This is a genomic window from Collimonas sp. OK412 (genome assembly GCF_900112135.1).
In the GTDB taxonomy this organism is placed as follows: domain Bacteria; phylum Pseudomonadota; class Gammaproteobacteria; order Burkholderiales; family Burkholderiaceae_D; genus Collimonas; species Collimonas rhizosphaerae.
In genome coordinates this window covers 120,123-142,707 of sequence record NZ_FOLC01000003.1, presented here as the reverse complement: position 1 = coordinate 142,707, position 22,585 = coordinate 120,123, and the positions used below count along the sequence as shown (strand labels likewise).

Below are 22,585 nucleotides of genomic sequence, written 5' to 3'. Positions count from 1 at the left end.
CAGCCTTCCTTTTTGATCTTGATTGGCCGACCATGTTTGAATTTGTCCGTACCCATCAGCGCTTGATGCAGTTCTTGCTGCTGCTCCTGATCATCCCTTCGTTTGCATTAGTCGGGCTGCAAAGCTATAGCAGCTTTGGCGACGGCGCCAACACGGTGGCGAAAGTCGCCGGCCAGCCGATCACCCAGCAGGAATGGGACGCCGCCCTGCGCCAGCAGATGGACCGCATGCGCCAGGCATTCGGCGACCGTTTCGACCCGAAGATGGTCGAGACGCCGCAAGCCAAGCAAGGCGTGCTGGATAACCTGATCGCGCAGCGCGTGCTGGTCGCGGCGGTGGGCAGCGAGCATTTGTCGGTATCCGATCAAAGCCTGCAGCAAGCCATCATGGGTGTGCCGGAATTGCATGGCGCCGACGGCAAATTCGACAATGAACGCTACAAGGCATTGCTGGCGGCGCAGGGCATGACGCCGACCATGTACGAGGCGCGCCTGCGCCAGGACATGGCAATGCAGCAGTTGAACGGCGCAGTGCAAACCACCGCGTTTACGCCGAAAACAGTCGCCACGCGCTTGTCGGACATCAACGATCAGGAACGCGACGTGCAGGAGCTGCTGTTCAAGACTGCCGACTATGCCGCGCAAGTGAAAGTCACCGACGCCATGCTGCAGGACTACTACGTCAAGAACGCCAAGGAATTCGAAATCCCTGAGCAGATCAAGGCTGACTATGTCGTGCTCGACAGCGCTGCGGTTGCAGCCCAGGTAACGGTCAGCGATGCCGACATCAAATCCTATTACGACAATAACCTGAGCCGTTACACGACGCCGGAAGAACGCCGCGCCAGCCATATCCTGGTCTCGGTGAAGAAAGACGCGCCGGCGGCGGAACTGGCCGCGGCAAAAGCCAAGGCAGAAGGCTTGCTGGCCCAGGTACGCAAGAATCCCGCCGACTTCGCCAAAGTGGCCAAGGCCAATTCGCAAGACACCGCGTCTGCTGAAATGGGAGGCGATCTCGGTTATTTCGGCCCGGGCATGATGGTCAAGCCTTTCGAGGACGCAGCCGGCAAGCTGAAACAGGGCGAGATCAGCGACCTGGTGCAATCCGATTTCGGTTATCACATTATCGAAGTAACCGGCATCAAGCCTGCAGTGGTCAAGCCGATCGATGAAGTCAAGGCCGATATCGGCGCCGAGATCAAGAAACAGCTGGCAGCGCGCAAGTTCACCGAACTGGCGGAAGCGTTCAGCAACACGGTGTACGAGCAGGCCGACAGCCTGAAGCCTGTCGCCGACAAGATGCACCTGCAGATCCAGTCGGCCGCGAACCTCGGCCGCCAGCCGAATCCTGCCGCTGCGCCAGCCGCCGCTCCGTACAACAACCCGAAATTCCTGGCCGCGCTGTACTCGGATGAGGCCTTGAAGAACAAGCACAATACCGAAGCGATCGAGATAGCGCCGAACACGTTCATCGCCGGCCATGTAGTCGAATACAAGCCGGTGACCAAGCGTTCGTTCGACGAGGTCAAGGCGATCATCAGCGACAAGGTCACGCGTACCGAAGAGGCCGCGCTGGCCAAGAAAGCCGGCGAAGAAAAACTGGCCGCGCTGAGAGCGCAAGACAGCGCCGGCGGTTTCGGCGCGGTGCAAACCGTGTCGCGCGTCAAGAACCAGGGTGTCAATCCGGTGGCGTTCGAGGCGGTGATGAAGGCCAACGTGAATAAACTGCCGGCCTATGTCGGCGTGGTGCTGCCGCAGCAGGGTTATGGACTGTACCGGATCGCCAAGGTCGGCCAGCCGGCGGCCCAGGACCAGGCGCGGCGTACTGCTGAACAGCAGCAGATCACCAGTGTCCTGGGACAGCAGGAAATGCTGGCGTATGTGGATGTGCTGAAAGAGAAAGCCAAGGTCAAGATACTGAAACCGGTGGCAAGCATCGCCGCTGGCGGCGATGACAAGCAGAACTGATCGATGCCGTCACTAAGGTAGAGAATAAAAAAGCCGCTGGAAAGTGGCTTTTTTATTGCTGGATGTCATTTCGCCAGCAGCGGTTTCAATTCCGGCCAGACATTGTTCAATATGATCGGATGCGCCTGCGCTACAGGATGCATGCGGTCGGCCTGGAACATGTCCGGTTTGTCGGCGACGCCGTCGAGCAGGAACGGAACCAGCGGCACCTTGGCCTGTTTGGCCAGCATCGGATAAAGGGCAAAGAATTTTTCGGTGTAGTCGCGGCCATAGTTGGGCGGAATCCGCATGCCCACCAGCAGCACTTTTGCTTTCGCTTGCTGCGCCGCGCTGATCATCGCGCGCAGGTTGCTTTCGGTGGCGTTCAGTTGCAGGCCGCGCAGGGCATCGTTGGCGCCCAGTTCGATGATGACAATGTCCGGCCGTTGCAGGAGCAGCGCCGGCAAGCGCGTTTTGCCGCCGCTGCTGGTTTCGCCGCTGATGCTGGCGTTGACGACGCTGCCGCCAAGGTTTTCTGTCTTCAGGCGCTGCTGCAGCAAGGACACCCAGCCGCTGCCGCGCGCCAGTCCGTATTCCGCGGAAAGGCTATCGCCTAACACCAGTATCGATTTTGATGCAGAATAGGCATTGTTCGTCCATACTAGGCCGAGCAGGCCAAGCAGCAAGGCGGCAAGCCGCAAGCCAACGCCGAATTTGCGGCGCCAGCCCTCGGCCAGGTCCTGAAAACCATTCCCCAACCCGGAGTCGATAATCTGCATGCATCAGTCCTCTTCTGTTAATCCTGCAATAGCCCCAGCCATAGACGTCCAGCGCTTGACCAAGCGTGTTGCCGACGCCAGCGGCGAGCTGGTGATTCTTGATGATATCAATTTTAACGTCCAGGGCGGTACCACGCTGGCGATTGTCGGCGCTTCCGGTTCCGGCAAATCGACCTTGCTGGGCTTGCTGGCGGGGTTGGACACGCCATCGTCGGGCACTGTGCACATCGACGGCAGCGATATCTTTGCCCTGGACGAGGATGGCCGCGCCGGCTTGCGCAAGGAAAAGCTCGGTTTCGTTTTCCAGTCTTTCCAGTTGCTGAGCCATTTGAGCGCGCTGGAAAATGTCATGCTGCCGCTCGAACTGCGTGGCGACAGGGATGCCAAAGAGAAGGCGCAGGCCAAGCTGGAACGGGTCGGGCTGGGGTCGCGCTTGCAGCACTATCCGAAATACCTGTCGGGCGGTGAGCAGCAGCGGGTGGCGCTGGCGCGTGCTTTCGTCACCGAGCCGCCGCTCTTGTTCGCTGACGAGCCTACCGGCAGCCTCGATGCGGCTACCGGCGACGCGGTGATCCAGCTGATGTTTGACCTGAACCAGGAACGCGGCTCAACGCTGGTGCTGGTGACGCACGATACCTCGATCGCCATGCAGTGCCGCCAGACCATCACGATCGCCGCCGGCCGTCTGCTGCGCCCGGGTGATACCAGCGCTGCCGATGCGCAGATATTTCAATAAGCGAAAAAAGAAAGTGGAGGGTAGTGCATGTCGGCTTGGCTTTCAGTAACAAAGGCTGTGCTTCCGTATATCAGCGACATCATTTCCGTGGCGGCGCCGGTGTTCACCCGGCGCAAAGGTAATACGGAAGAGAGCCGGCTGCAGATCTTGCAGCAGCAGGTAAGCGAACTGCAGGCGGCGTCGCTGCAAAATGTCGGCGACATCAAGGCGCTTGCCGAACAACTCAAGACCGCGCTGCCATTGCTTGAGCAGGAAATGCGGCAAGAGGCGCTGCAAGCCGACGCAAAATCGCGGCGCGCCGGCGTGCTGTGCGGACTGGCGCTGGGCCTCAGCGCGCTGGCCCTGGTGGTCGCCTTCACGGCTTTGCTGAGTAAATGAGCGGCAGAGAATAAGATAGGACAAAAGAATATGGATCGCTTGCAGTCAATGCGGGTTTTTGCGAAGGTAGTGGAGCAGGGCAGCTTTGTCGCCGCCGCCCAGGTGCTGGACATGTCGAATGCGGTGGTCACGCGCCTGGTGGCCGACCTGGAAAACCATCTCGGGATCCGCCTGCTGCACCGCTCGACGCGCCGCATGGCGCTGACCGAACCGGGCCAGGCTTACCTGGAGCGGGTGCAGCAGATCCTGGATGAAATCGACGAAGCAGAAGCTGCTGCTTCCGTGCTGTCGACCAAACCCGCCGGCACCTTGCACATCTATTCGCAGATCGGTTTCGGCCAGACCCAGCTGGCGCGCCTGCTGCCGCTGTATTCGAAGCAGTATCCCGATGTGCGGCTGGATGTGACCTTGTCGGACCGTACTGTCGACCTGATCGAAGAAGGTTTTGACGTCGGCATTTTTTCGGTCAACCAGAAATTCGACGCCGGCATGGTGGCGCGCCAGCTGGGCATCGCGGAAGTGCTGCTGTGCGCCTCGCCGGCTTATATTGCCGAACATGGCGTGCCGCAGACGCCGGAGGAACTGGCGCAGCATTCATGCCTCAATTTTTCCATGGAACATCTGCGCCATCACTGGACCTTCCAGTCGGAGCAGGGCGCCTCGGTCATTCCGATCACCAGCAAGGTGATGTCGAACAATACCGATTTGCTGCGCCAGTGTTTGCTGGCAGGGATGGGAATCGCCATGCGCACCTCGTATACGCTGGGCGACGATATGGTGGCGGGGCGCGTGGTGCGGGTGCTGCCCGATTACCAGATCAACAAGGTGGCAGTGCGCCTGGTCTATCCCAGCCGGCGCCTGTTGTCGGCCAAGGTGCGCAGTTTTGTCGATTTCATGATGGCGCAGTTTCCGCATCCGGATTGCGACCCCTGGCTGGCATCCTAAATATCCGCCAGGCGCCGCAATAGATTGGCTTCCAGCTGCCAATGACGGCGTTCCGTGCTGCTCTGGGCTTCGGCCTGCAGCTCAGGGGTGCTCTTTTCCATTTGCGCCAGCAGGATTCTTTCGGCCAGGCGCAAATCCATTTCCACCGGGCCCAGGAACGCCACGACGTCGCCGCGCTGGATCAGCAAGGTAGGGAAATTGTCGACGTCCAGGTCGCCGATCAGTTCTGCCTGGTCTTCGATATCGATCCAGACGAATTGCACATGCGGATGGCGTTGCGCCAACGCCGTGAAATTCGCGAAATATTCCCGGCAGCTGCCGCACCAGGCGGCGCACAGGCAAGCCGCCACCCAGCCATCCTCCGACAGGGTGGTGGCAAGTTCCTGGTGATTGTCGTTATCGAGAGTGAGGATCAGCATTCGCGATATTTTACAGCGTGTGCGCTGGATCTTGCATGAATACCCTTGGTTTGCCGGTTCCTGGGGCCTTTGCCGCAGGATTGGGCCGGCCAATCGCGCAGAGTACAGCCGAAGCGGCGTCGAGCGCGGTAAAATACGGCCCATGCAGACCATTCTTGCCATTGAAACATCTACCGAACTGGCCTCCGCCGCCTTGTTGCGCGACGGCCAGGTGACTACCCGCGAATCGGCGGGCGTCCAAACCCATTCCCTTGCCATCCTGCCGATGGTGCAAGACTTGCTGGCCGAGGCCGGGATCAGCCTGGCCCAGTGCGACGCGCTGGCGTTCGGCGTCGGTCCCGGCTCCTTCACGGGGGTGCGCACCGCCTGCGGCATCGTGCAAGGACTGGCGTTCGGCGCCGACCTGCCGGTGTTGCCGGTAGTGACGCTGGCCGCCATGGCGCAGGCTTGCCGCGACCTCAACGGCGCCGGCGAAGTGCTGGCGGTGCTGGATGCGCGCATGGGCGAAGTCTACTGGGCCCAATATCGCTTTGCCGGCGATGGCTGGCAGGTAATTGCCGAACCGGCTTTGTCGGCGCCGTCGCAGGTATTGCCCCTGCCGGCGCAAAGCGGCGTGCTGCAAGCCTGCGGCAATGGCTTGGCGGCATATGCGGAAGCGTTTTCCGCTGCTCCGTTCGCGGCCGGCGGCTTGCCGGCGGTGATGCCGAGCGCGCGCCAGATCGCCCAGCTGGGCAGCGTCGCGCTGGCCCAAGGCAGGGGCTTGAGTGCGGTGCAGGCCCAGCCTTTGTATTTGCGTAACAAGGTAGCGCTCACCACCGCCGAGCGCGCCGCCAAGGTGAACCCATGAACGCCAATGCACAGCCGGCGGCCGGCCTGTTGCGGCCGCTTGCGTTTGCCGCCATGCGTATCGAAGACCTGGACGAGGTGCTGGCGATCGAAAAGACCGTGTATTCGCATCCCTGGACCCATGGCAATTTTGTCGATTCGATCCAGAGCGGTTATCAATGCTGGGTATTGCGCGATGCGAAGCAGGCCTTGCTCGGCTATTTTTTCATGATGCAGGCGCTGGACGAGGCGCATCTGCTCAATATCAGCGTGCATGGAGACATGCAGCGGCGCGGCATCGGCAAGATGCTGCTCGATAAGGTATGCCTCCTGGCGCATCAGCAGCAGATGCAGTCGGTGTTGCTGGAAGTGCGGCCATCGAATACGCGTGCGATTGCGATCTACCAGCGCTACGGTTTCGTCGAGATCGGCCGCCGCCGCGATTATTATCCTGCTGCCGGCGACAAGCGTGAAGAAGCCATCGTAATGAGGCTGCCGTTATGAGCGAGATGAGCAGGCGCAGCGTTTTCCTTGACGAGATCGGCCTCGGCCCGCTGTGGCTGCGGCGCGATGGCGGCGCCGGCTTGGCAGGCGCAGAACTGATAAAAGCGGATATGGCGCCGGCGGTGGAAATTCCCGCCGTGCCGGTGCCGCAGCGGGTCGAGCCGATGGCGAGCCGCGTGCAGGATAATCCGGCGGTTTCAGCCTGGGCCGACGCCGAACCGGTATCCGTACCGCAGGCAGCCGTCCAGGCGGGGATTTCCACCGCCGCGATGGATTGGGGACAGTTGCAGAAGGCAGTGGCAGGCTGCACAGCTTGCGGGCTCTGCCAGGGGCGCAAGAATACCGTGTTCGGTGTCGGCGACAGCAAGGCCAAATGGCTGTTCATCGGCGAAGGTCCCGGACGCAACGAGGATATCCAGGGCGAGCCGTTCGTCGGCCCGGCAGGTAAACTGCTCGACAATATCCTGCTGGCGATGGGCTTGAAGCGCGGCGAAAACGCGTACATCGCCAATATCGTCAAGTGCCGCCCCACCGACGGCACCGGCCGCGATCGGCCACCGGCGGCGGACGAAGTGGCGGCCTGCCTGCCGTATCTGCAGCGCCAGATCGAATTGATCCAGCCAACCGTCCTGGTCGCGCTGGGCAAGACCGCTGCCTTGTCGCTGCTGGGACTGGATCCCGCCACCCCGGTTTCAAAACTGCGCGGCTCCGTGCACCGCTACGCCGACCGTCCTCTGGTGGTGACCTATCACCCGGCTTATCTGCTGCGCCAGCTGGGCGACAAGGGCAAAGTCTGGAGCGACCTGTGCCTGGCCATGAGCACGTATGCCAACGCCGGCGAATGATTCTTCCGCGGCGCACGCCGGCGCTTGCCAGCAACAGTTTCACTTGCGCTGGAACCATCTGTTCGATCCGCACGTCAGGGCGCTGGCTTGGCTGCTGGATGCGCCCGACCTGCTTGATCCCCGGGCCGCACAGTGGCAAGGAAAAATCGCCAGCTACGCTGACGCCGGCCTGGCTGCATGGCTGAGCGCGCTGGAGCAGGCGCCGGAAAAATTGCAGGCATTGCACAGCTATATCGGCAGCTTGCCATCGACGCGCTTGGGCCTGTATGCGGAAAAATTGATGGCGTTTTATTTTGAGCAGCGGCAGATGCTGGTGGCGCACAGCGTGCAGGTCAGGGCCAGCAAAAACGACACGATAGGCGAATTCGATTTCCTGTTGCGGCTGAACGGCGACCTGGTCCACTGGGAGTTCGCGACCAAGTTCTATCTGCTGGAGACTGGCGGCGGCAGCTTGCAGCCGGACGATTTCCTGGGTCCTAACCTGGCCGATTCGCTGGGCGCCAAAATGCAAAAGATCCTGCAGCGCCAGCTGGTGCTGTCGCAGCATCCGGCTTCGCAGATACACCTGAGTGAACCGGTCGCTTCTGCCCAGGCACTGGTCAAGGGCTGGCTGTTTTATCCGGATGACGATTTACCCTCGCCCGACGCGCTCGGCGTATCCGCAAACGCTTGCCGGGGATATTGGCGCAGCCTCTCCGCGTTGCAGCTGGATCAGTCGGCTTTGTACCTGGTATTGCCGCGCCAGCGCTGGCTGGCGCCGGCAAAAATCGCGCTTGGACACGCGCTCAGCGCGGCAGACGCGCAACAGGCCTTGTCGCAGCATTTTGCCGGCGATGCCGCGCCGGTGCTGCTGGCGACCCTGCGCGCCGAGGATGGGTATGGGCTGGAAATCGACAGAGGTTTTGTGGTGCCGGACGACTGGGCGGAGCGGGCGGCGGCCCAGCGTCATGCAAGGATGGGCGACCAAGGCTGATCGCTGCCTGGATTTTTCTGCAGGCGTTAATGCTTGGTTTCGCCAATCAAGGCCAGCGAATCATGCTCGCGCTGATTGGCCGCATGCTTGCGCATGATGAGAAACATGATGCAGGCGACAAACGAGCCAAACAGGAGGATGACGATATTGACATCCAGGTCGATCTTGATCATCAGCGCATACAGCACCAGCATGGTCAGCACCGACAGGTTTTCATTGAAGTTCTGCACGGCAATCGAATGGCCGGCGCTCATCAGCACATGGCCGCGATGCTGCAGCAGCGCATTCATCGGCACCACGAAATAACCCGACAAGGCGCCGATGATGATCAGCAGCGGGTAAGCGACCCATACCGAGTGCACCACGGTCATGGCCATCACCACCAGGCCCATCACGATGCCCATCGGCATGACGGTCAGCGATTTTTTCAGTGGGATCATGCGCGCCGCCGCCCCGGCGCCGATCGCCACGCCAAACGCCACCACGCCTTGCAGGATGGCAGCCTTGTCGAGCGGCATGCCGAGCGACTTCTCGGCCCATTTCAATACGATGAACTGCAAGGTTGCGCCGGCGCCCCAGAACAGGGTGGTGACGGCTAGCGAAATCTGCCCCAGCTTGTCTTTCCACAGGATTGCGTTGCAATTGGCGAAATCGACGATCAGCTTGCTCGGCCTGCGCTGCTGGTGCGGGTAGCGGGCGCCGGTGTCAGGGATTTTCAGGTTGAAGACGGTAGCGATCAGGTACAGCATGCCGATCACCATCAGCGCCGCATGGGTCGGCGTGTTCAGGTGCCAGTTGATGATGGGGATGTGCCATTGCAGCAAGATGGAAACGACGTGGGGACTGACGAGGGCGCCGCCGAGGACCGTGCCGAGGATGATCGACGCCATGGTCAAGCCTTCGATCCAGCCGTTGGCAGCCACCAGTTTTTCCGCCGGCAACAATTCAGTGAGGATGCCATATTTGGCAGGCGAATATGCCGCTGCGCCGAAGCCGACCACGCCATAGGCGATCAGGGGATGGACGTCGGCAAACATCATCAGGCAGCCGGCGATCTTGATCATGTTGGTGATGAACATCACCCGGCCTTTGGGCAGCGAATCAGCAAAAGCGCCGACAAAAGCAGCTAACAGCACGTAAGATAGGACAAAAAACAGTTTCAGCAGCGGCGTCATCCAGCCGGGCGAGGACATTTCAGCCAGTAAGGCGATTGCCGCTATGAGCAGTGCGTTGTCGGCCAGCGAAGAAAAAAACTGCGCTGCCATGATGGTGTAAAAACCGCGATTCATCCGCATCCCAGAATGTAACAATGTGTCCCCGGCCTGCTTTATACCATGAAAATATGACCGATTCGTGATTATGAGAGATGCAAAAGAGAAAACGTTCCGTCGAATTATGGGGATTGCCGATCCATCGTCGGCGGTGCATCCGGTAAAATAGAACGCTCTACGAATCTTCACAAATTCCGCACATTCATGCCCAGACCCCTAGTCGCCACCATAGACATTTCTGCACTGCATCACAACCTGCGTATTGCCAAATCGCATGCGCCCGGCGCGAAAATCTGGGCGGTGGTCAAGGCCAATGCCTACGGGCATGGCTTGGAGCGCGGCGTACGCGGTTTTGCGGAAGCGGACGGACTGGCGCTGATCGAACCGGAAAACGCGCTGCGCCTGCGCGAGCTGGGCTGGCAAAAACCGATCTTGCTGCTGGAAGGCATTTTCGACGCCGTCGACCTTGAAACCGTAGTGCGAGCCAAGCTCGATTTTGCCGTGCATTGCACCGAGCAGATCATCTGGCTGGAACAGGCCGCGCTGAAGGGGCCGCTGGACATCCACCTGAAAATGAACAGCGGCATGAACCGGCTCGGCTTCAAGCCGGAAGCCTATCGCGCTGCCTACCAGCGCTTGCAGGCGATTCCCGCCGTGCGCAAGATCACGCTCATGACCCACTTTGCCAATGCCGACGATCCGCTCAATCCTGGTTTGCCGCTGCAGCAGCAGGTGCAGCAGTTCGAGCAGGGCGTCGCCGGCCTGAACGGCGAACGCAGCATCGCCAATTCCGCCGCCGACCTGATGCATCCGGAGCTGAAGTCGGATTGGGTGCGGCCGGGCATCATGCTGTACGGCGCCACGCCCGGCGGCGCCAGCGCCGCACAGTTCGGCCTGAAACCGGCGATGACGCTCAGCAGCAAGATCATTGGTATCCAGCGCATAGGCGCCGGCGAGGCGATAGGCTACGGCAGCCGCTTCGTCGCCTCGGCGCCGATGCTTATCGGCGCGGTCGCCTGCGGCTACGCCGACGGCTATCCGCGCCATGCGCCTAACGGTACGCCGGTATTGGTCAATGGCGTGCGCACCGCCACCGTCGGCCGGGTATCGATGGACATGTTCTCGGTTGACCTCACCGCTGTGCCAGGGGCCGGGATCGGCAGCGCGGTAACCTTGTGGGGCGACGGCCTGCCGGTCGACGAGGTCGCGCATGCGGCCGGCACCATCGGATATGAACTGCTGTGCGCTTTGGCTCCACGGGTTAAAGTGGTGGACTTGTAATCGTCATTGCAGGTCCGCCCGCCGCCAGGGATAGTAAGTCCACCACCAACATGATTGCAGAACCGCATGGCCAAAGCTAAAACCAATTACACCTGTACCGAATGCGGCGGCGTCGCCAATAAATGGACCGGCCAGTGCCCCTCTTGCGGGCAATGGAACACGCTGGTGGAAACCATCGTGGAGGCGGTCGGCAACCGTTTCTCCAACCAGCACCAGGGCCTGGCGCAGACAGCGCCGGTGATGACCCTGGCCGACATCGAAGCGATCGACGTGCCGCGTTTCGGCACCGGGATCGAGGAATTCGACCGCGTGCTGGGCGGCGGCCTGGTAGCCGGCGGCGTGGTGCTGATCGGCGGCGATCCCGGCATCGGCAAGTCGACCTTGCTGCTGCAAGCGCTGGCGAACCTGTCGAAGCTGAAAAAAGTGCTGTATGTGAGCGGCGAGGAATCCGGCGCGCAAATCGCGCTGCGCGCCAAACGGCTGGCGGTGGACGCCAAGGATCTCAAGCTGCAGGCTGAAATCCAGCTGGAAAAAATCCTCAATACCCTGGTCGAGCATAAGCCCGAAGTGGCGGTGATCGATTCGATCCAGACCGTCTATTCGGACGCGCTCAGTTCGGCTCCCGGTTCGGTGGCCCAGGTGCGCGAATGCGCGGCGCAGCTGACGCGGGTTGCCAAGCAGTCCGGCATCACCATCATCATGGTCGGCCATGTGACCAAGGAGGGCGCTTTGGCAGGGCCGCGCGTGCTTGAGCATATCGTCGATACGGTGTTGTACTTCGAGGGCGATACCCATTCCAGTTTCCGCCTGGTGCGCGCGTTCAAGAACCGCTTCGGCGCGGTCAACGAGCTTGGCGTGTTTGCCATGACCGAAAAGGGCTTGAAGGGCGTGTCCAATCCGTCGGCGCTGTTCCTGTCGCAGCATGACAACCAGGTGCCCGGCTCCTGCGTGATGGTGACGCAGGAAGGCACGCGGCCGCTGCTGGTGGAAATACAGGCGCTGGTCGACGCCTCGCACGTGCCGAACGCACGCCGCCTGTCGGTGGGGTTGGAGCAGAACCGATTGGCCATGCTGCTGGCGGTGCTGCATCGCCATGCCGGCATTGCCGCTTTCGACCAGGACGTGTTCATCAATGCCGTCGGCGGCGTCAAGATCACCGAACCGGCAGCCGACCTGGCGGTGCTGCTGGCGATCAACTCATCGATGCGCAACCGGCCGCTGCCGCGCGGCCTGGTGGTGTTCGGCGAAGTTGGCCTGGCGGGCGAAATCCGGCCGGCGCCGCGCGGCCAGGAGCGCCTGCGCGAAGCCGCCAAGCTGGGATTTTCCATCGCCATGATTCCCAAGGCAAACATGCCCAAACAAGAGATCGAAGGTTTGAAAGTGATCGGCGTCGAACGTATCGATGACGCTTTGAGCAAGATACGCGACGCTGAGTAAATGGCAGGATTGCCGTGAATATCGAATAATCCTGTGTTCCCAAATACATTCTGGTAAAGGTCACCCATATGAAAACCAAAGCAGCCATTGCATGGAAAGCCGGTCAGCCGCTGACTATCGAAGAAGTCGAACTGGGCGGCCCGCGCGCCGGCGAGGTGCTGGTCGAGATCAAGGCGACCGGCATCTGCCATACCGACTATTACACGTTGTCCGGCGCCGATCCTGAAGGTATTTTCCCTTCCATCCTGGGCCATGAAGGCGCCGGCGTGGTGGTCGATGTCGGGCCTGACGTCAAGAGCCTGAAAAAGGACGACCACGTGATTCCGCTGTACACGCCGGAATGCCGCCAGTGCAAATTCTGCCTGTCGCAGAAAACCAACCTGTGCCAGTCGATCCGTTCGACCCAGGGCCGCGGCCTGATGCCGGACGCCACCAGCCGCTTTTCGATCGACGGCAAGCCGATTTTCCATTACATGGGCACCTCGACGTTTTCCAACTACATCGTGGTGCCGGAAATCGCCCTGGCCAAGATCCGCGAGGATGCGCCGTTCGACAAGGTTTGCTACATCGGCTGCGGCGTCACTACCGGCGTCGGCGCGGTGCTGTTCACCGCCAAGGTCGAAGCCGGCGCCAACGTGGTGGTGTTTGGCCTCGGCGGCATCGGCCTGAACGTGATCCAGGCGGCGCGCATGGTCGGCGCCGACAAGATCATCGGCGTCGACATCAACCCGGCGCGTGAAGCGATGGCGCGCAAGTTCGGCATGACCCATTTCATCAACGCCAAGGAAGTCGAGAATGTGGTCGACGCCATCGTCGGCCTGACCGACGGCGGCGCCGACTACAGCTTTGAATGCATAGGCAACACCACCACCATGCGCCAGGCGCTGGAGTGCTGCCACAAGGGCTGGGGCCAGTCGATCGTGATCGGCGTCGCTGCCGCCGGCCAGGAAATCAGCACCCGGCCGTTCCAGCTGGTGACCGGGCGCGTCTGGAAGGGGTCGGCTTTCGGCGGCGCCCGCGGCCGCACCGACGTGCCCAAGATCGTCGACTGGTATATGGATGGCAAGCTGAACATCGATGACCTGATCACGCACCGTCTGCCGCTGGAGCGTATCAATGAAGGCTTCGACCTGATGAAGAGCGGCGAGTCGATACGCTCGGTGGTGATCTACTGATGGAGCTGATCAGCGAACATGCCTGCTTCGGCGGCACGCAGGGGTTTTACCGCCATGCTTCGGCCGAGATCGGTCTGCCCATGCGTTTTTCGGTGTTCCAGCCGCCGCAAGCCAGGTCGGGTCCGGTGCCGGTCCTGTTTTACCTGGCCGGCCTGACATGCACCGAAGAGACTTTCATGATCAAGGCCGGCGCGCAACGCTTTGCGGCGCAGCACGGCATCATGCTGGTGGCGCCGGACACCAGCCCGCGCGATACCGGCATCGCCGGAGCCGACGCCAGCTGGGATTTCGGCAACGGCGCCGGCTTTTACCTGGATGCGACGCAAGCGCCTTGGGCAGCGCATTTCCGGATGTACTCTTATATATTGCATGAGTTGCGGCAAACCATCGTGCAAGAGTTTCCGGCGCAAGCCGGCAACATCGGCGTCTTTGGCCATTCGATGGGCGGCCACGGGGCGCTGGTGCTGGCCTTGCGCAATCCGGATGTGTTCCGTTCGGTATCGGCGTTTGCGCCGATTGCCGCACCCAGTCACTGCCCATGGGGACAGAAAGCGTTCGGCAATTACCTGGGGCCGGACCAGGCGGCATGGCAGGATTACGACGCGACGCAACTGATGCTGGACTTGCCGCAGCCGTTTCCGCAAGAGATCTTGATTGACCAGGGCCTGGGCGATAAATTCCTGGCCGAGCAGTTATTGCCGGAACGGTTTGAAGCTGCCTGCGCACAGGCCGGGCAAAAGCTGACGCTGCGCCGCCACGCGGCTTATGACCACGGCTATTATTTTATTTCGACCTTGATCGAAGATCACCTGGCTTTCCACCAGCGGATACTGGGCGCGGCATCCTGAGCCGAAAAAAAAGCCCCGCCTGGCTTGGCGGGGCTTTTACATTGCAGCTTTTAGATTATATTTCCCGATCTTATTCGGCGGCCTTGGTGCCGTCGCGCCGCCTGGAAACCAGCCAGCCTCCGCCCAGCACCACGACGAAACCAATCACGTAAGCGGCATAGTTCAGTCCGGGAACGGTGTTCCACAGCGGCTGCGCAATTGGCTCGGTGACGATCATGTGCATCGCGGTATACACCAGGATTGCCGCGCCGATAAAGATCGTGACCGGGAAGCGTTCTATCAGCTTCAGCGCCAGGGTCGAACCCCAGACCATGATCGGCACCGAAATCAGCAGGCCGATAATCACCAGCGCCATGCTGCCCTTGGCGGCGCCGGCCACTCCCAGCACGTTGTCGATGCCCATGACGGTGTCGGCGATGATGATGGTTTTCAGCGCGGCGGCCATGGTGGTGGCTTGCGCGCCATGTGCTTCACCGTCGTCCGACTGGGTCAGCAAGCGGTACGCGATCCACAGCAGGGCGATGCCGCCAACCAGCAGCAAGCCTGGGATCTTGAGCAGCCACACCACGCCGATCGTCATCAGCACCCGGGTCACGACCGCGCCCATGGTGCCCCAGATGATGGCTTTGCGGCGCAGGTTGTCAGGCAGGTTGCGGGCTGCCATCGCAATCACGATGGCATTGTCGCCGGCCAGCACGAGGTCGATGACGACGATAGCCAGCAGCGCCGCGAAGAAGGCGCCGGCATTCCAGTCGGCCATGCCCAGCATTGAAAGTAAACCAGAAAAATCCATAAAGTCTCCAACAGGGTTAACGATTAACCTCAGGCATGGACGACAACAGGAGTGGTGAGGAGCCAATCTGGAAAATTGGGCGACACATTGCCTGCATGGAATCCATGCTGACAAAGGTCTTGCTCAACAGCGATGCTGCCAAGGTAACCGGGTGCAGGCGATGTGCCTGTTCCGTGATGACGACTACCTTGCAAAACACTGGGCGACGCGTAAACCTACGCGTCATGCAATATTCAGGAGCTACTCCCCTTTGAGAGGGCGTCGCACGCGCGTTGCCGTGCGACTGGACGAGATTATATACCAGTTTTCCAAAAGCAAGGAATCAGCCGTGGCGCCAGTAGTCCGGCTGGGCATAGGCGCGCCGCAGGAAGTCGACAAACACCCGGATGCGCAAGGGCAGGTGGCGGCGCTGTGCGAATACCGCGTAGATATCGTTGCCTGGCGCGGCAAATTCGTCCAGCACCGTGACCAGCTTGCCGGATTCGATCTCGCTGCCGACTTCCCACATCGAGCGCCAGGCCAGTCCCTTGCCGGCCAGCGCCCAGTCATGCAGTACCTGGCCATCGTTGCAGACCATGTTGCCGGCCACCCGGACGGTAACGGTCTTGCCGTTCTGGCGAAAGCTCCAGCCGCGCTGGCTGCCTTCGCTGCTGATCGCCAGGCAGTTGTGCTTTTGCAGGTCGTCGACCGTGAGCGGTTTGCCGTGGCGCTTGATGTAGGCAGGGGAGGCCACCACGATACGCTTGTTGTCTGCCAGCTTGGCGCCGACCAGCGACGAATCCGACAGCGACGCGATGCGGATGGCGACGTCTATCCCTTCGCCGATCAGGTCGACCACGCGGTCGTTCAGGTTGAGCGTCAGGGTGACGTCGCGGTGTTCGGTGAGGAAAGAGGGCATCAGCGGCGCCACGTGCTGCCGTCCGAAACCGGCCGGCGCCGAAATCAGCAAGTGGCCGCTGGCATGGGCGCTGCGTTCCGAGACTGCCGATTCGGCGTTTTCCAGGTCGGACAGGATGCGCTGGCAGTCTTCGAGGAAGGCTTCGCCTTCGTTGGTCAGCGCGATTTTGCGGGTGGTGCGTTGCAAAAGCTTCACGCCGAGGCGTTCCTCTAACGCATCCAGGCGCCGGCCGATCATGGCAGGGGCGATCCCTTCGGCGCGGGCAGCCGCGGACAGGCTGCCCTTGGCGGCTACCTCGACAAAAGTGGAAATCTGCTTGAATTGATCCATGTCGCCGAACTGGTTTGCTGGTTTGTTGAAGGCTGGAGCGATAGCTGGCGCTATAATACGCTCACTTGTGACTAAAACGCATAGATCAAATGATAAATCGTTCCACCTATGATGATTTAGTTTAAATATACTATATAGCGTAAAAATTAGATAATGCCATTCAGGATTTAACATATCCGGCATGGTAAAAAACAGAATGTAGCGCTGCACAATGGCTGGTGCAGCGAACTGGCCCAAGACACCAATCAATTCATAGAACCAACAGGAGTAAAGCATGACGCAACTGACACTGCCCGCCGGTATGGAAATCAAGGGCGCAATCGGCGCCGGATACGCCGAGATTCTGACCCCTGAAGCGCTGGCGCTGGTCGCCAAGCTGAGCCGCGCATTCGAAACGCGCCGTCAGGAATTGCTGGCAGTGCGGGTCGAGCGCGCCAAGCGCCTGGACGCCGGCGAGCGTCCGGACTTCCTGCCTGAAACCGCGCACATCCGCAACGGCGACTGGAAGATCGCGCCGATCCCGGCTGCGCTGGAATGCCGCCGCGTCGAAATTACCGGCCCGGTCGAGCGCAAAATGGTGATCAACGCCTTCAATTCGGGCGCCGACAGCTACATGACCGACTTCGAAGATTCGAACTCGCCGGTATGGGATAACCAGATCACCGGCCAGATCAACCTGCGCGACGCTATCCGCAAGACGATTTCGCTGGAACAGAACGGCAAGTCGTACAAACTGAACGACAAGGTGGCGACGCTGGTGGTCCGTCCGCGCGGCTGGCACCTGGATGAAAAGCATGTGCTGATCGACGGCAAGCGCGTCTCCGGCGGCATTTTCGATTTTGCGCTGTTCATGTTCCACAACGCCAAGGAACAGCTGGCGCGCGGCGCCGGCCCGTATTTCTACCTGCCGAAGCTGGAATCGCACCTGGAAGCGCGGCTGTGGAACGACATCTTCGTGATGACGCAAAACGAACTCGGCCTGCCGCAGGGCACGATCAAGGCAACGGTCCTGATCGAAACCATCCTGGCGGCTTTCGAAATGGATGAAATCCTGTACGAACTGCGCGAGCACAGCTCCGGCCTGAACGCCGGCCGCTGGGACTACATCTTCTCCTGCATCAAGAAATTCAAGCTGGACAAGGATTTCTGCCTGGCCGACCGCGCCAAGGTCACCATGACCGCGCCGTTCATGCGTTCGTACGCCTTGCTGTTGCTGAAAACCTGCCACAAGCGCAATGCGCCGGCGATCGGCGGCATGGCTGCACTGATCCCGATCAAGAACGATCCCGAGAAGAACGACATCGCCATGGGCGGCGTGCGCGTCGACAAGGCACGCGACGCCACCGACGGTTACGACGGCGGCTGGGTTGCCCACCCGGGCCTGGTCGAGCTGGCCATGACCGAATTCAAGAAGGTGCTGGGCGACAAGCCGAACCAGATCAGCAAGCAGCGCGAAGACGTCAACGTCAGCGCCGCCGACCTGCTCGACTTCAAGCCGGAAGCGCCAATCACCGAAGCCGGCCTGCGCTACAACATCAACGTCGGCATCCATTACCTGGGCGCCTGGCTGGCCGGCAACGGTTGCGTGCCGATCCATAACCTGATGGAAGATGCTGCCACGGCGGAAATCAGCCGTGCGCAAGTATGGCAATGGATCCGCTCGACCAAGGGCGTGCTCGACGACGGCAAGAAAGTGACCGCCGAGATGGTGGTGGCGATGATTCCGGAAGAGCTGGCCAAGGTCAAGGCGCTGGTTGGCGATGGCGCGACCTACGACCGCGCTGCCGCGATCTTCAAGGAAATGTCGACCTCGGCCTCGTTTGCCGAGTTCCTGACTTTGCCGCTGTACGAAGAAATCTAAACGAAGAAATCTAAATCGACGTCCGCGGGCGGCAAAGCAGCCTGCCTGGCAAAAAAGCCGATCGGAAGATCGGCTTTTTTTTCGCCTCGGCCGGTTGCCGATGCCGGCGTTCAATGTCAATAAGTAACGGTGACGGTCACTGTATCGGTGTAGGTTCCGGCGGGCTTGTTCTGGCTTCCCGGCACGCGCCCATACGCTGTGTAATGGCGGACGGTTGGCGCGACCAGGATCAGATAGCTGTCGCTTACCGCCTGGGTGCTTGCGGTGCCGTCCCCCCAGACTATCGTCCGCCCTGTGTCGGTGAACATGTTGTAGTTGAGGAAATTGGCGCCCGAGGACAGCTTGCGGTTGGCATAGGTGCCGGCCCCGGTGCTGACCGAAATGGTATAGCTGCCAAGCCCGGCCACCACCGCGGAGCAGGTGACCGCAACGTCGCCGGTGCTGTCTGCGTCGGTACTGCCGGGCGATGCATAGGCGGGAAATACGATGCCGGTGGTGGCGACGGTGCACGTGGCGAGCAGCGCATGCGCGCTGAAGGGCAGCACCAGGAGCCAGGCGGCAGCCAGCCATTTCAGAGCAGGTTTCATTTCGTCTCCTGAGCGCAGACATAAGGCCCCAGTACCGGGAAGGCGCCGGCCTGTGGCGATGCATCGATCCTGAAGCGGCAGCGTATGCCGGAACCGTTGTCGCGCACCACGACCTCGGCCGGGTAATCGATCGACTCCACGAAGACTTGCCCGCGCAAGGCAATTTCTGCTGCCGACGTACTGCGATTGACATACACCCGGGTGCCGGTGGCCAGCGCCTTGTTGTTCTCGTCGACCAGGACCAGGGTCGCGCTGCGGTTCTGCTGCGCGCTGAATTTCAGCAGGCTGCCGGTGCGGTAGCCGGGCGTGACCGATTTATGCGCCAGGTCCAGCGTCATCGACAGCGGCAGCCCGGCGTCGTCCAGCGCGACCGTGTTGGATTCGTAGGGAACCAGGCGCGGAACGAAGCCGACGCCGTACTTGTCGGTCTGGCCGACCTTGATATTGTTGGCGTAGATATCGATAGGCTGCTCGACCGGCACTTCCACCATGGCGAAACTCTGGTCCAGCCAGCGCGTGGCCCGGACGTGGCCGCCGAGCAGGGCGATGCCGCCGCGCGCTTCCAGCTGCAGGTTGTTTTGGCCGTCCACGTGATTGGCGTTGAGCATGTATTCGCCGCTGGTGCCGATGTAGTTGGCGCCGATGTCTTCGCCGCCGTTGTCGAACAAGGCCTTGCGCGCGCGATAGCCCCAGCCGCCTTCCTGCGGCGCGGTTTGCTGGTACTCGGTGCTGAAGTATTTGCTGCCTTGCTGGCCGCTGGCCACCACTTGCAGGAAACTCTGGTGTTCCAGCGGCATGACCCAGACCAGGTTGGCGGACAGCTGGCGATCCTGCGTCAGCGATTTCAGCAAGCCGATGCTGATGCTGCCGTTCTGGCGCAAGTTGAAATTAAGGCCGGCATTGATTGCGCGCACATTGTCCTGGCCGCGGTTGACCTGGCTCAGGTAGCCGATTGCCGCGTTGGCGCGTTCTCCTAGCGAAACATTGGCTTGCGCCTGGATCTGCTGCGCCGGCGCCAGGATGTCGTCGGGCAGGCCCAGCTGCCAGAAGCGCGAGCCGGCCGTCTGCGCGCGCAGGGTCAGGGCATAGCGGCTGCCCTGGCGGTCGAACTGCAGGTATTGCTGGGTATCGTTGCCGCGCTCCGAGCTGCTGGCAGCCAGGCCGCCGCTCAGCAAGCCGATATCGCTGACGGCGACGGCGGCGCCGAAAGCGAGCGACTGGCGCCCGCGCATGATCTCGCCGTGGCCCTCGACGGTGCTGCTGTCGCTGACGCCGTAACGCACGGTGGCGGAGCTGAACACCCGGCCGTAGTCGCTGTCCTTGCTGCCGAAATTGTTGCGCAGCGCGCCGGCTTCGTAAGAGACGTCCTTGCTGCCTTGCCGCAGCAGCTGGGCGCTGGTGATGTAGCCCTGGGTGTAGACCTGCTGGCGCCCCAGCACGTCGTGCACCACCATCTGCACATTGCCTTGGCCGGCATACACGGGCAGGTTGTTGATGGTGAACGGGCCGGTGTCGACCGGCTGTTTCAGGCGCAGGATGTTATCCACGTAGATGTCGACCACGGACGGCGCCGCCGCGGTGCCGCTGAACGCTGGCAGCGGTATCGCCTGGTAGCCCGGGATGGTCGAGAATTTGGTACGCCACTGAAGGCCTCCGAAATATACCTGGCGCGACAGGGCGCTGCCGCCGGTGATGCTGTCGCCGACCACCATGGTCGCCTGCTGCTGCGGGAAATCCCGCGTGTACTGGCTGTCGAGCCGAAACAGCGAACGCTGGCCAGTCAGGTCCTGGCCGACGAAACGGCTGGTGTAGATCCCGCCGCCGCTGAATATGCCCACCTCCGCCAGGCCCGAAAGATTGGTCTGGTTCTGGCCCTTGGCGTAGTTGACATCGTAGTTCAGGAAAGCGCCGGTTTCCGCGGCCTGCAGCAGCAAGGGCTGGTGAGCGCCAAGGTTGAATGCCGAATCGATGAACGCGCTCGGCGGCGCTTGGATGTTCAGCGTCTGCGTGCCGGCCTCGATTTCGGCACGCACGCCAGGCAACGCCGCCAACGGATAATAGCGCTGCTGGTGGCTGCTGATGGCGGCGACGTCCGGCAAGCGCAGGCGAGCGTCGGTCAATAACTGTGCCGGCACGATAATGCCGTCGGCCACAGTACGCACGATCAGCGCTGCGTCCGTCAATTTCCTGTCATTGACGGTCACCGCCAATATGAATTCCTGTTCTGTCACTGACTTGTCTGCTGCCGCCAGAGCCGGGATGTGGCAAGCGATCAGGCTAGCGGCTAGATACTTGGTCAGCCTCCAGCATGAGATGTTCTTCAAGCTCGCCCTTGTCTGTTTGAATTTGCAGCCGGACCGGTCCGGCGTGGATCTTCCCGTTCGCCAAAGACCATTGTTTGTGCTGTCCCGGCAATACGTAGGCAGGTGTGCCGATTTGCAGACCGTCCTTGCCGTCGCTGTTGCTGATCTGGACGCGGATGATCTTGGCATGGACATTGCCGTCGTTGGCGGCCACCAGCTGCAGGCCGTTGTTGTCATGCTTTAATTGCCAGGAGATTTTTTCCTGTTTCTTTTGCGGCGCGATAAACACGGGAATACTGACTCTCAGCAAAGTCTTCAAGCCCGGTGCCTGCGGCCCGCTGGGCGGTACTTCATCGATCAGCAGCCGGTAGCTCTTTTCGGTTGCCGAACTGACCGGTTGGCGCACGCCGAAGCGCAGGTACTGGATTTGTCCCGGCTCCAATGCAAAGATTGGCGGATTCAACAGCAGGGCTTCAGTATCCGCCATCACTTCCTGGCGGCCATCGGTGCTCCAGTCGACGGCGCCGACCTGTATCCGCACCGGCTCATTGCCGGTGTTCTTGATTTGCAGCACGCCGGAAGCGCGTTCCACGCTCAGGTCGAAACCGATCGGATTGACGTTAAACGAGGCTGCGCTTGTATCTTGTGCAAAGACCAGGCACAAAACAAAAGCAACAGCCAGCCATTGCTTTAGCTTGGGCATCATCGGCCGCCCTAAAAGGTGACGGTAGCGACTACGGTATCGATATAAGTCGCTGCTTTGACAGACTGGCCGGACGGCACCCGGGCGTAAATGGTGACCGGCGTGGCGCTGCCCGTAGCGGTGACTGCCGCAGGCGCGGTGGCAACCGTGTTGCCCCAGGTGACGGTGCGGCCGGAGTCAGAGAACAGACTGTAGTTGAGGAAAACCGGGGTGCCGCCGCCGCTGCTCAGGCGACGCAGCGGTATGGCGTCGGTCGAACCGGTATCGGCGTTTGCGCCTTGTCCCAGGGTAATCACGGGGGAGGCGCCGATGGTGCAGGTGGTGGTGACGCTGGCAGTCACGTCCTGGTTGGTGGTGGCGTTGGCGACGATGGGATCGTAGGTCGTCGTGAAGCCCAGGGTGGAGATGCTGCAACTATTGCTGATGGTGACCGTATTGGTCATGGTGGCAGTGGCGGTGGCCGCCGAAGCGCCGCTACAGATAGTTGTCGATGCAATAATCAAAATACCATTCCGAACAAACCTTTTCATGGCAAATCTCCCTATTGACATTTTATTGTGTTGCGAAAGCCCAGGCAGTCGACTGGACATTCATTCAATACGGCATCCTCTCTCTCAATATTTTCCTTTGGGAAATGTTTTCTTTTGTTCATATTGGCGTCATAGGAGAAGTACGTCAAGACATTTTGTTTTTTGTGAAAAACATAAATATTCATTAAGTATTTTGGAAGAGGTATTGCCGTCAACAA

Annotated in this window: 22 protein-coding genes; 13 read left to right on the top strand and 9 right to left on the bottom strand. The window is 60.9% G+C overall.

The genetic code is table 11. From position 1 onward, the window contains the following. The first annotated feature begins 32 nt into the window (after positions 1–32). Positions 33–1,967 carry a SurA N-terminal domain-containing protein gene (locus tag BM062_RS04720; protein WP_092393947.1) on the top strand — a complete coding sequence of 645 codons (1,935 nt, stop codon included), beginning with the start codon at positions 33–35 and terminating at the stop codon, positions 1,965–1,967. A 65-nt stretch (positions 1,968–2,032) separates the two neighbouring features. Here BM062_RS04720 and BM062_RS04715 read toward each other — a convergent pair whose 3' ends face one another. Continuing rightward, entirely contained in the window at positions 2,033–2,725 is a 693-nt protein-coding gene (locus tag BM062_RS04715; RefSeq protein ID WP_092393944.1) for an arylesterase, read from the bottom strand. Between BM062_RS04715 and BM062_RS04710 the strand changes: the two genes are divergently transcribed. Genes BM062_RS04710 through BM062_RS04700 form a run of 3 tightly spaced genes read left to right on the top strand, consistent with a single transcriptional unit; the run spans position 2,724 to position 4,784 of the window. After that, complete coding sequence (locus tag BM062_RS04710) at positions 2,724–3,461, top strand: ABC transporter ATP-binding protein (RefSeq protein ID WP_092393942.1); 738 nt, start codon at positions 2,724–2,726, stop codon at positions 3,459–3,461. The two genes, BM062_RS04715 and BM062_RS04710, sit on opposite strands and share 2 nt — an antisense overlap. Before the next feature lie 57 nt (positions 3,462–3,518). Continuing rightward, the gene (locus BM062_RS04705) at positions 3,519–3,839 is read left to right on the top strand and encodes a chemotaxis protein (protein ID WP_139219994.1); all 321 of its coding nucleotides are present in this window, start codon (positions 3,519–3,521) and stop codon (positions 3,837–3,839) included. 30 nt (positions 3,840–3,869) lie between these two features. Then, positions 3,870–4,784 carry a LysR family transcriptional regulator gene (locus BM062_RS04700; RefSeq protein WP_092393937.1) on the top strand — a complete coding sequence of 305 codons (915 nt, stop codon included), beginning with the start codon at positions 3,870–3,872 and terminating at the stop codon, positions 4,782–4,784. Here BM062_RS04700 and BM062_RS04695 read toward each other — a convergent pair. Then, entirely contained in the window at positions 4,781–5,203 is a 423-nt protein-coding gene (locus BM062_RS04695; protein WP_092393934.1) for a thioredoxin family protein, read from the bottom strand. The genes BM062_RS04700 and BM062_RS04695 overlap by 4 nt on opposite strands. Positions 5,204–5,345: 142 nt before the next feature. On the opposite strand from BM062_RS04695, the gene tsaB reads away from it, so the two are divergent. The 4 genes from tsaB to BM062_RS04675 are packed head-to-tail and all read left to right on the top strand — an operon-like array spanning position 5,346 to position 8,350. Then, positions 5,346–6,050 (top strand): tRNA (adenosine(37)-N6)-threonylcarbamoyltransferase complex dimerization subunit type 1 TsaB, encoded by a 705-nt coding sequence (tsaB, locus tag BM062_RS04690; RefSeq protein ID WP_092393931.1) that lies wholly within the window; start codon positions 5,346–5,348, stop codon positions 6,048–6,050. Further along, positions 6,047–6,532 (top strand): ribosomal protein S18-alanine N-acetyltransferase, encoded by a 486-nt coding sequence (gene rimI, locus BM062_RS04685; RefSeq protein WP_092393928.1) that lies wholly within the window; start codon positions 6,047–6,049, stop codon positions 6,530–6,532. Before tsaB ends, rimI begins: the two co-directional genes overlap by 4 nt. After that, complete coding sequence (locus tag BM062_RS04680; RefSeq protein WP_092393925.1) at positions 6,529–7,377, top strand: uracil-DNA glycosylase; 849 nt, start codon at positions 6,529–6,531, stop codon at positions 7,375–7,377. Before rimI ends, BM062_RS04680 begins: the two co-directional genes overlap by 4 nt. Next, entirely contained in the window at positions 7,358–8,350 is a 993-nt protein-coding gene (locus BM062_RS04675) for a DUF1853 family protein (RefSeq protein ID WP_092393923.1), read from the top strand. Before BM062_RS04680 ends, BM062_RS04675 begins: the two co-directional genes overlap by 20 nt. Before the next feature lie 26 nt (positions 8,351–8,376). Here the strand turns inward: BM062_RS04675 and lplT are convergent, their stop codons facing one another. Beyond that, positions 8,377–9,639: a lysophospholipid transporter LplT gene (gene lplT, locus BM062_RS04670; protein ID WP_092393920.1), complete on the bottom strand. Its 1,263-nt coding sequence runs from the start codon at positions 9,637–9,639 to the stop codon at positions 8,377–8,379. 186 nt (positions 9,640–9,825) lie between these two features. Here lplT and alr point away from each other — a divergent pair, with 186 nt between their 5' ends. The 4 genes from alr (at position 9,826) to fghA (ending at position 14,362) form a co-directional block, all read left to right on the top strand. After that, positions 9,826–10,902, top strand: a complete 1,077-nt coding sequence (gene alr, locus BM062_RS04665; protein WP_092393917.1) for an alanine racemase — start codon at positions 9,826–9,828, stop codon at positions 10,900–10,902. A 66-nt stretch (positions 10,903–10,968) separates the two neighbouring features. Then, on the top strand, positions 10,969–12,339 hold the full coding sequence (gene radA, locus BM062_RS04660) for a DNA repair protein RadA (RefSeq protein ID WP_092393914.1): 1,371 nt from the start codon (positions 10,969–10,971) through the stop codon (positions 12,337–12,339). Positions 12,340–12,407: 68 nt separating this feature from the next. Beyond that, positions 12,408–13,514, top strand: coding sequence for an S-(hydroxymethyl)glutathione dehydrogenase/class III alcohol dehydrogenase (locus BM062_RS04655; protein WP_092393911.1), 1,107 nt, complete (start codon positions 12,408–12,410; stop codon positions 13,512–13,514). Then, positions 13,514–14,362, top strand: coding sequence for an S-formylglutathione hydrolase (gene fghA / locus BM062_RS04650; protein WP_175500888.1), 849 nt, complete (start codon positions 13,514–13,516; stop codon positions 14,360–14,362). Before BM062_RS04655 ends, fghA begins: the two co-directional genes overlap by 1 nt. 70 nt (positions 14,363–14,432) lie before the next feature. Here fghA and BM062_RS04645 read toward each other — a convergent pair whose 3' ends face one another. Next, a complete protein-coding gene (locus BM062_RS04645; RefSeq protein ID WP_371326549.1) occupies positions 14,433–15,155 on the bottom strand; it encodes a TerC family protein in 723 nt (240 codons plus the stop codon). 322 nt (positions 15,156–15,477) lie between these two features. Then, complete coding sequence (locus tag BM062_RS04640) at positions 15,478–16,383, bottom strand: LysR family transcriptional regulator (protein ID WP_092393903.1); 906 nt, start codon at positions 16,381–16,383, stop codon at positions 15,478–15,480. A 274-nt stretch (positions 16,384–16,657) separates the two neighbouring features. Between BM062_RS04640 and aceB the strand changes: the two genes are divergently transcribed. Further along, positions 16,658–18,244, top strand: a complete 1,587-nt coding sequence (gene aceB, locus BM062_RS04635; RefSeq protein WP_092393900.1) for a malate synthase A — start codon at positions 16,658–16,660, stop codon at positions 18,242–18,244. A gap of 116 nt (positions 18,245–18,360) precedes the next feature. Here the strand turns inward: aceB and BM062_RS04630 are convergent, their stop codons facing one another. From BM062_RS04630 to BM062_RS04615, 4 genes are read right to left on the bottom strand one after another with little or no spacing between them, the layout of a single operon-like run. After that, a complete protein-coding gene (locus BM062_RS04630) occupies positions 18,361–18,831 on the bottom strand; it encodes a spore coat protein U domain-containing protein (protein WP_092393897.1) in 471 nt (156 codons plus the stop codon). Further along, positions 18,828–21,062, bottom strand: a complete 2,235-nt coding sequence (locus BM062_RS04625; RefSeq protein ID WP_175500887.1) for a fimbria/pilus outer membrane usher protein — start codon at positions 21,060–21,062, stop codon at positions 18,828–18,830. Before BM062_RS04625 ends, BM062_RS04630 begins: the two co-directional genes overlap by 4 nt. A 46-nt stretch (positions 21,063–21,108) precedes the next feature. Then, complete coding sequence (locus BM062_RS04620; protein WP_092393891.1) at positions 21,109–21,840, bottom strand: fimbrial biogenesis chaperone; 732 nt, start codon at positions 21,838–21,840, stop codon at positions 21,109–21,111. Positions 21,841–21,848: 8 nt separating this feature from the next. After that, entirely contained in the window at positions 21,849–22,340 is a 492-nt protein-coding gene (locus BM062_RS04615) for a spore coat protein U domain-containing protein (RefSeq protein WP_254784923.1), read from the bottom strand. Between the last annotated feature and the right edge of the window lie 245 nt (positions 22,341–22,585).

What these genes read in the sequence shown, in the direction of transcription:
- BM062_RS04630 (WP_092393897.1), bottom strand. Translation starts at nt 18,831, where the DNA reads ATGAAACCTGCTCTGAAATGGCTGGCTGCCGCCTGGCTCCTGGTGCTG.
- BM062_RS04655 (WP_092393911.1), top strand. Translation starts at nt 12,408, where the DNA reads ATGAAAACCAAAGCAGCCATTGCATGGAAAGCCGGTCAGCCGCTGACT.
- lplT (WP_092393920.1), bottom strand. Translation starts at nt 9,639, where the DNA reads ATGAATCGCGGTTTTTACACCATCATGGCAGCGCAGTTTTTTTCTTCG.
- rimI (WP_092393928.1), top strand. Translation starts at nt 6,047, where the DNA reads ATGAACGCCAATGCACAGCCGGCGGCCGGCCTGTTGCGGCCGCTTGCG.
- BM062_RS04720 (WP_092393947.1), top strand. Translation starts at nt 33, where the DNA reads ATGTTTGAATTTGTCCGTACCCATCAGCGCTTGATGCAGTTCTTGCTG.
- BM062_RS04645 (WP_371326549.1), bottom strand. Translation starts at nt 15,155, where the DNA reads ATGGATTTTTCTGGTTTACTTTCAATGCTGGGCATGGCCGACTGGAAT.
- BM062_RS04620 (WP_092393891.1), bottom strand. Translation starts at nt 21,840, where the DNA reads ATGATGCCCAAGCTAAAGCAATGGCTGGCTGTTGCTTTTGTTTTGTGC.
- alr (WP_092393917.1), top strand. Translation starts at nt 9,826, where the DNA reads ATGCCCAGACCCCTAGTCGCCACCATAGACATTTCTGCACTGCATCAC.
- BM062_RS04640 (WP_092393903.1), bottom strand. Translation starts at nt 16,383, where the DNA reads ATGGATCAATTCAAGCAGATTTCCACTTTTGTCGAGGTAGCCGCCAAG.
- BM062_RS04680 (WP_092393925.1), top strand. Translation starts at nt 6,529, where the DNA reads ATGAGCGAGATGAGCAGGCGCAGCGTTTTCCTTGACGAGATCGGCCTC.
- BM062_RS04695 (WP_092393934.1), bottom strand. Translation starts at nt 5,203, where the DNA reads ATGCTGATCCTCACTCTCGATAACGACAATCACCAGGAACTTGCCACC.
- BM062_RS04710 (WP_092393942.1), top strand. Translation starts at nt 2,724, where the DNA reads ATGCATCAGTCCTCTTCTGTTAATCCTGCAATAGCCCCAGCCATAGAC.
- BM062_RS04715 (WP_092393944.1), bottom strand. Translation starts at nt 2,725, where the DNA reads ATGCAGATTATCGACTCCGGGTTGGGGAATGGTTTTCAGGACCTGGCC.
- tsaB (WP_092393931.1), top strand. Translation starts at nt 5,346, where the DNA reads ATGCAGACCATTCTTGCCATTGAAACATCTACCGAACTGGCCTCCGCC.
- radA (WP_092393914.1), top strand. Translation starts at nt 10,969, where the DNA reads ATGGCCAAAGCTAAAACCAATTACACCTGTACCGAATGCGGCGGCGTC.
- BM062_RS04675 (WP_092393923.1), top strand. Translation starts at nt 7,358, where the DNA reads ATGCCAACGCCGGCGAATGATTCTTCCGCGGCGCACGCCGGCGCTTGC.
- aceB (WP_092393900.1), top strand. Translation starts at nt 16,658, where the DNA reads ATGACGCAACTGACACTGCCCGCCGGTATGGAAATCAAGGGCGCAATC.
- BM062_RS04700 (WP_092393937.1), top strand. Translation starts at nt 3,870, where the DNA reads ATGGATCGCTTGCAGTCAATGCGGGTTTTTGCGAAGGTAGTGGAGCAG.
- fghA (WP_175500888.1), top strand. Translation starts at nt 13,514, where the DNA reads ATGGAGCTGATCAGCGAACATGCCTGCTTCGGCGGCACGCAGGGGTTT.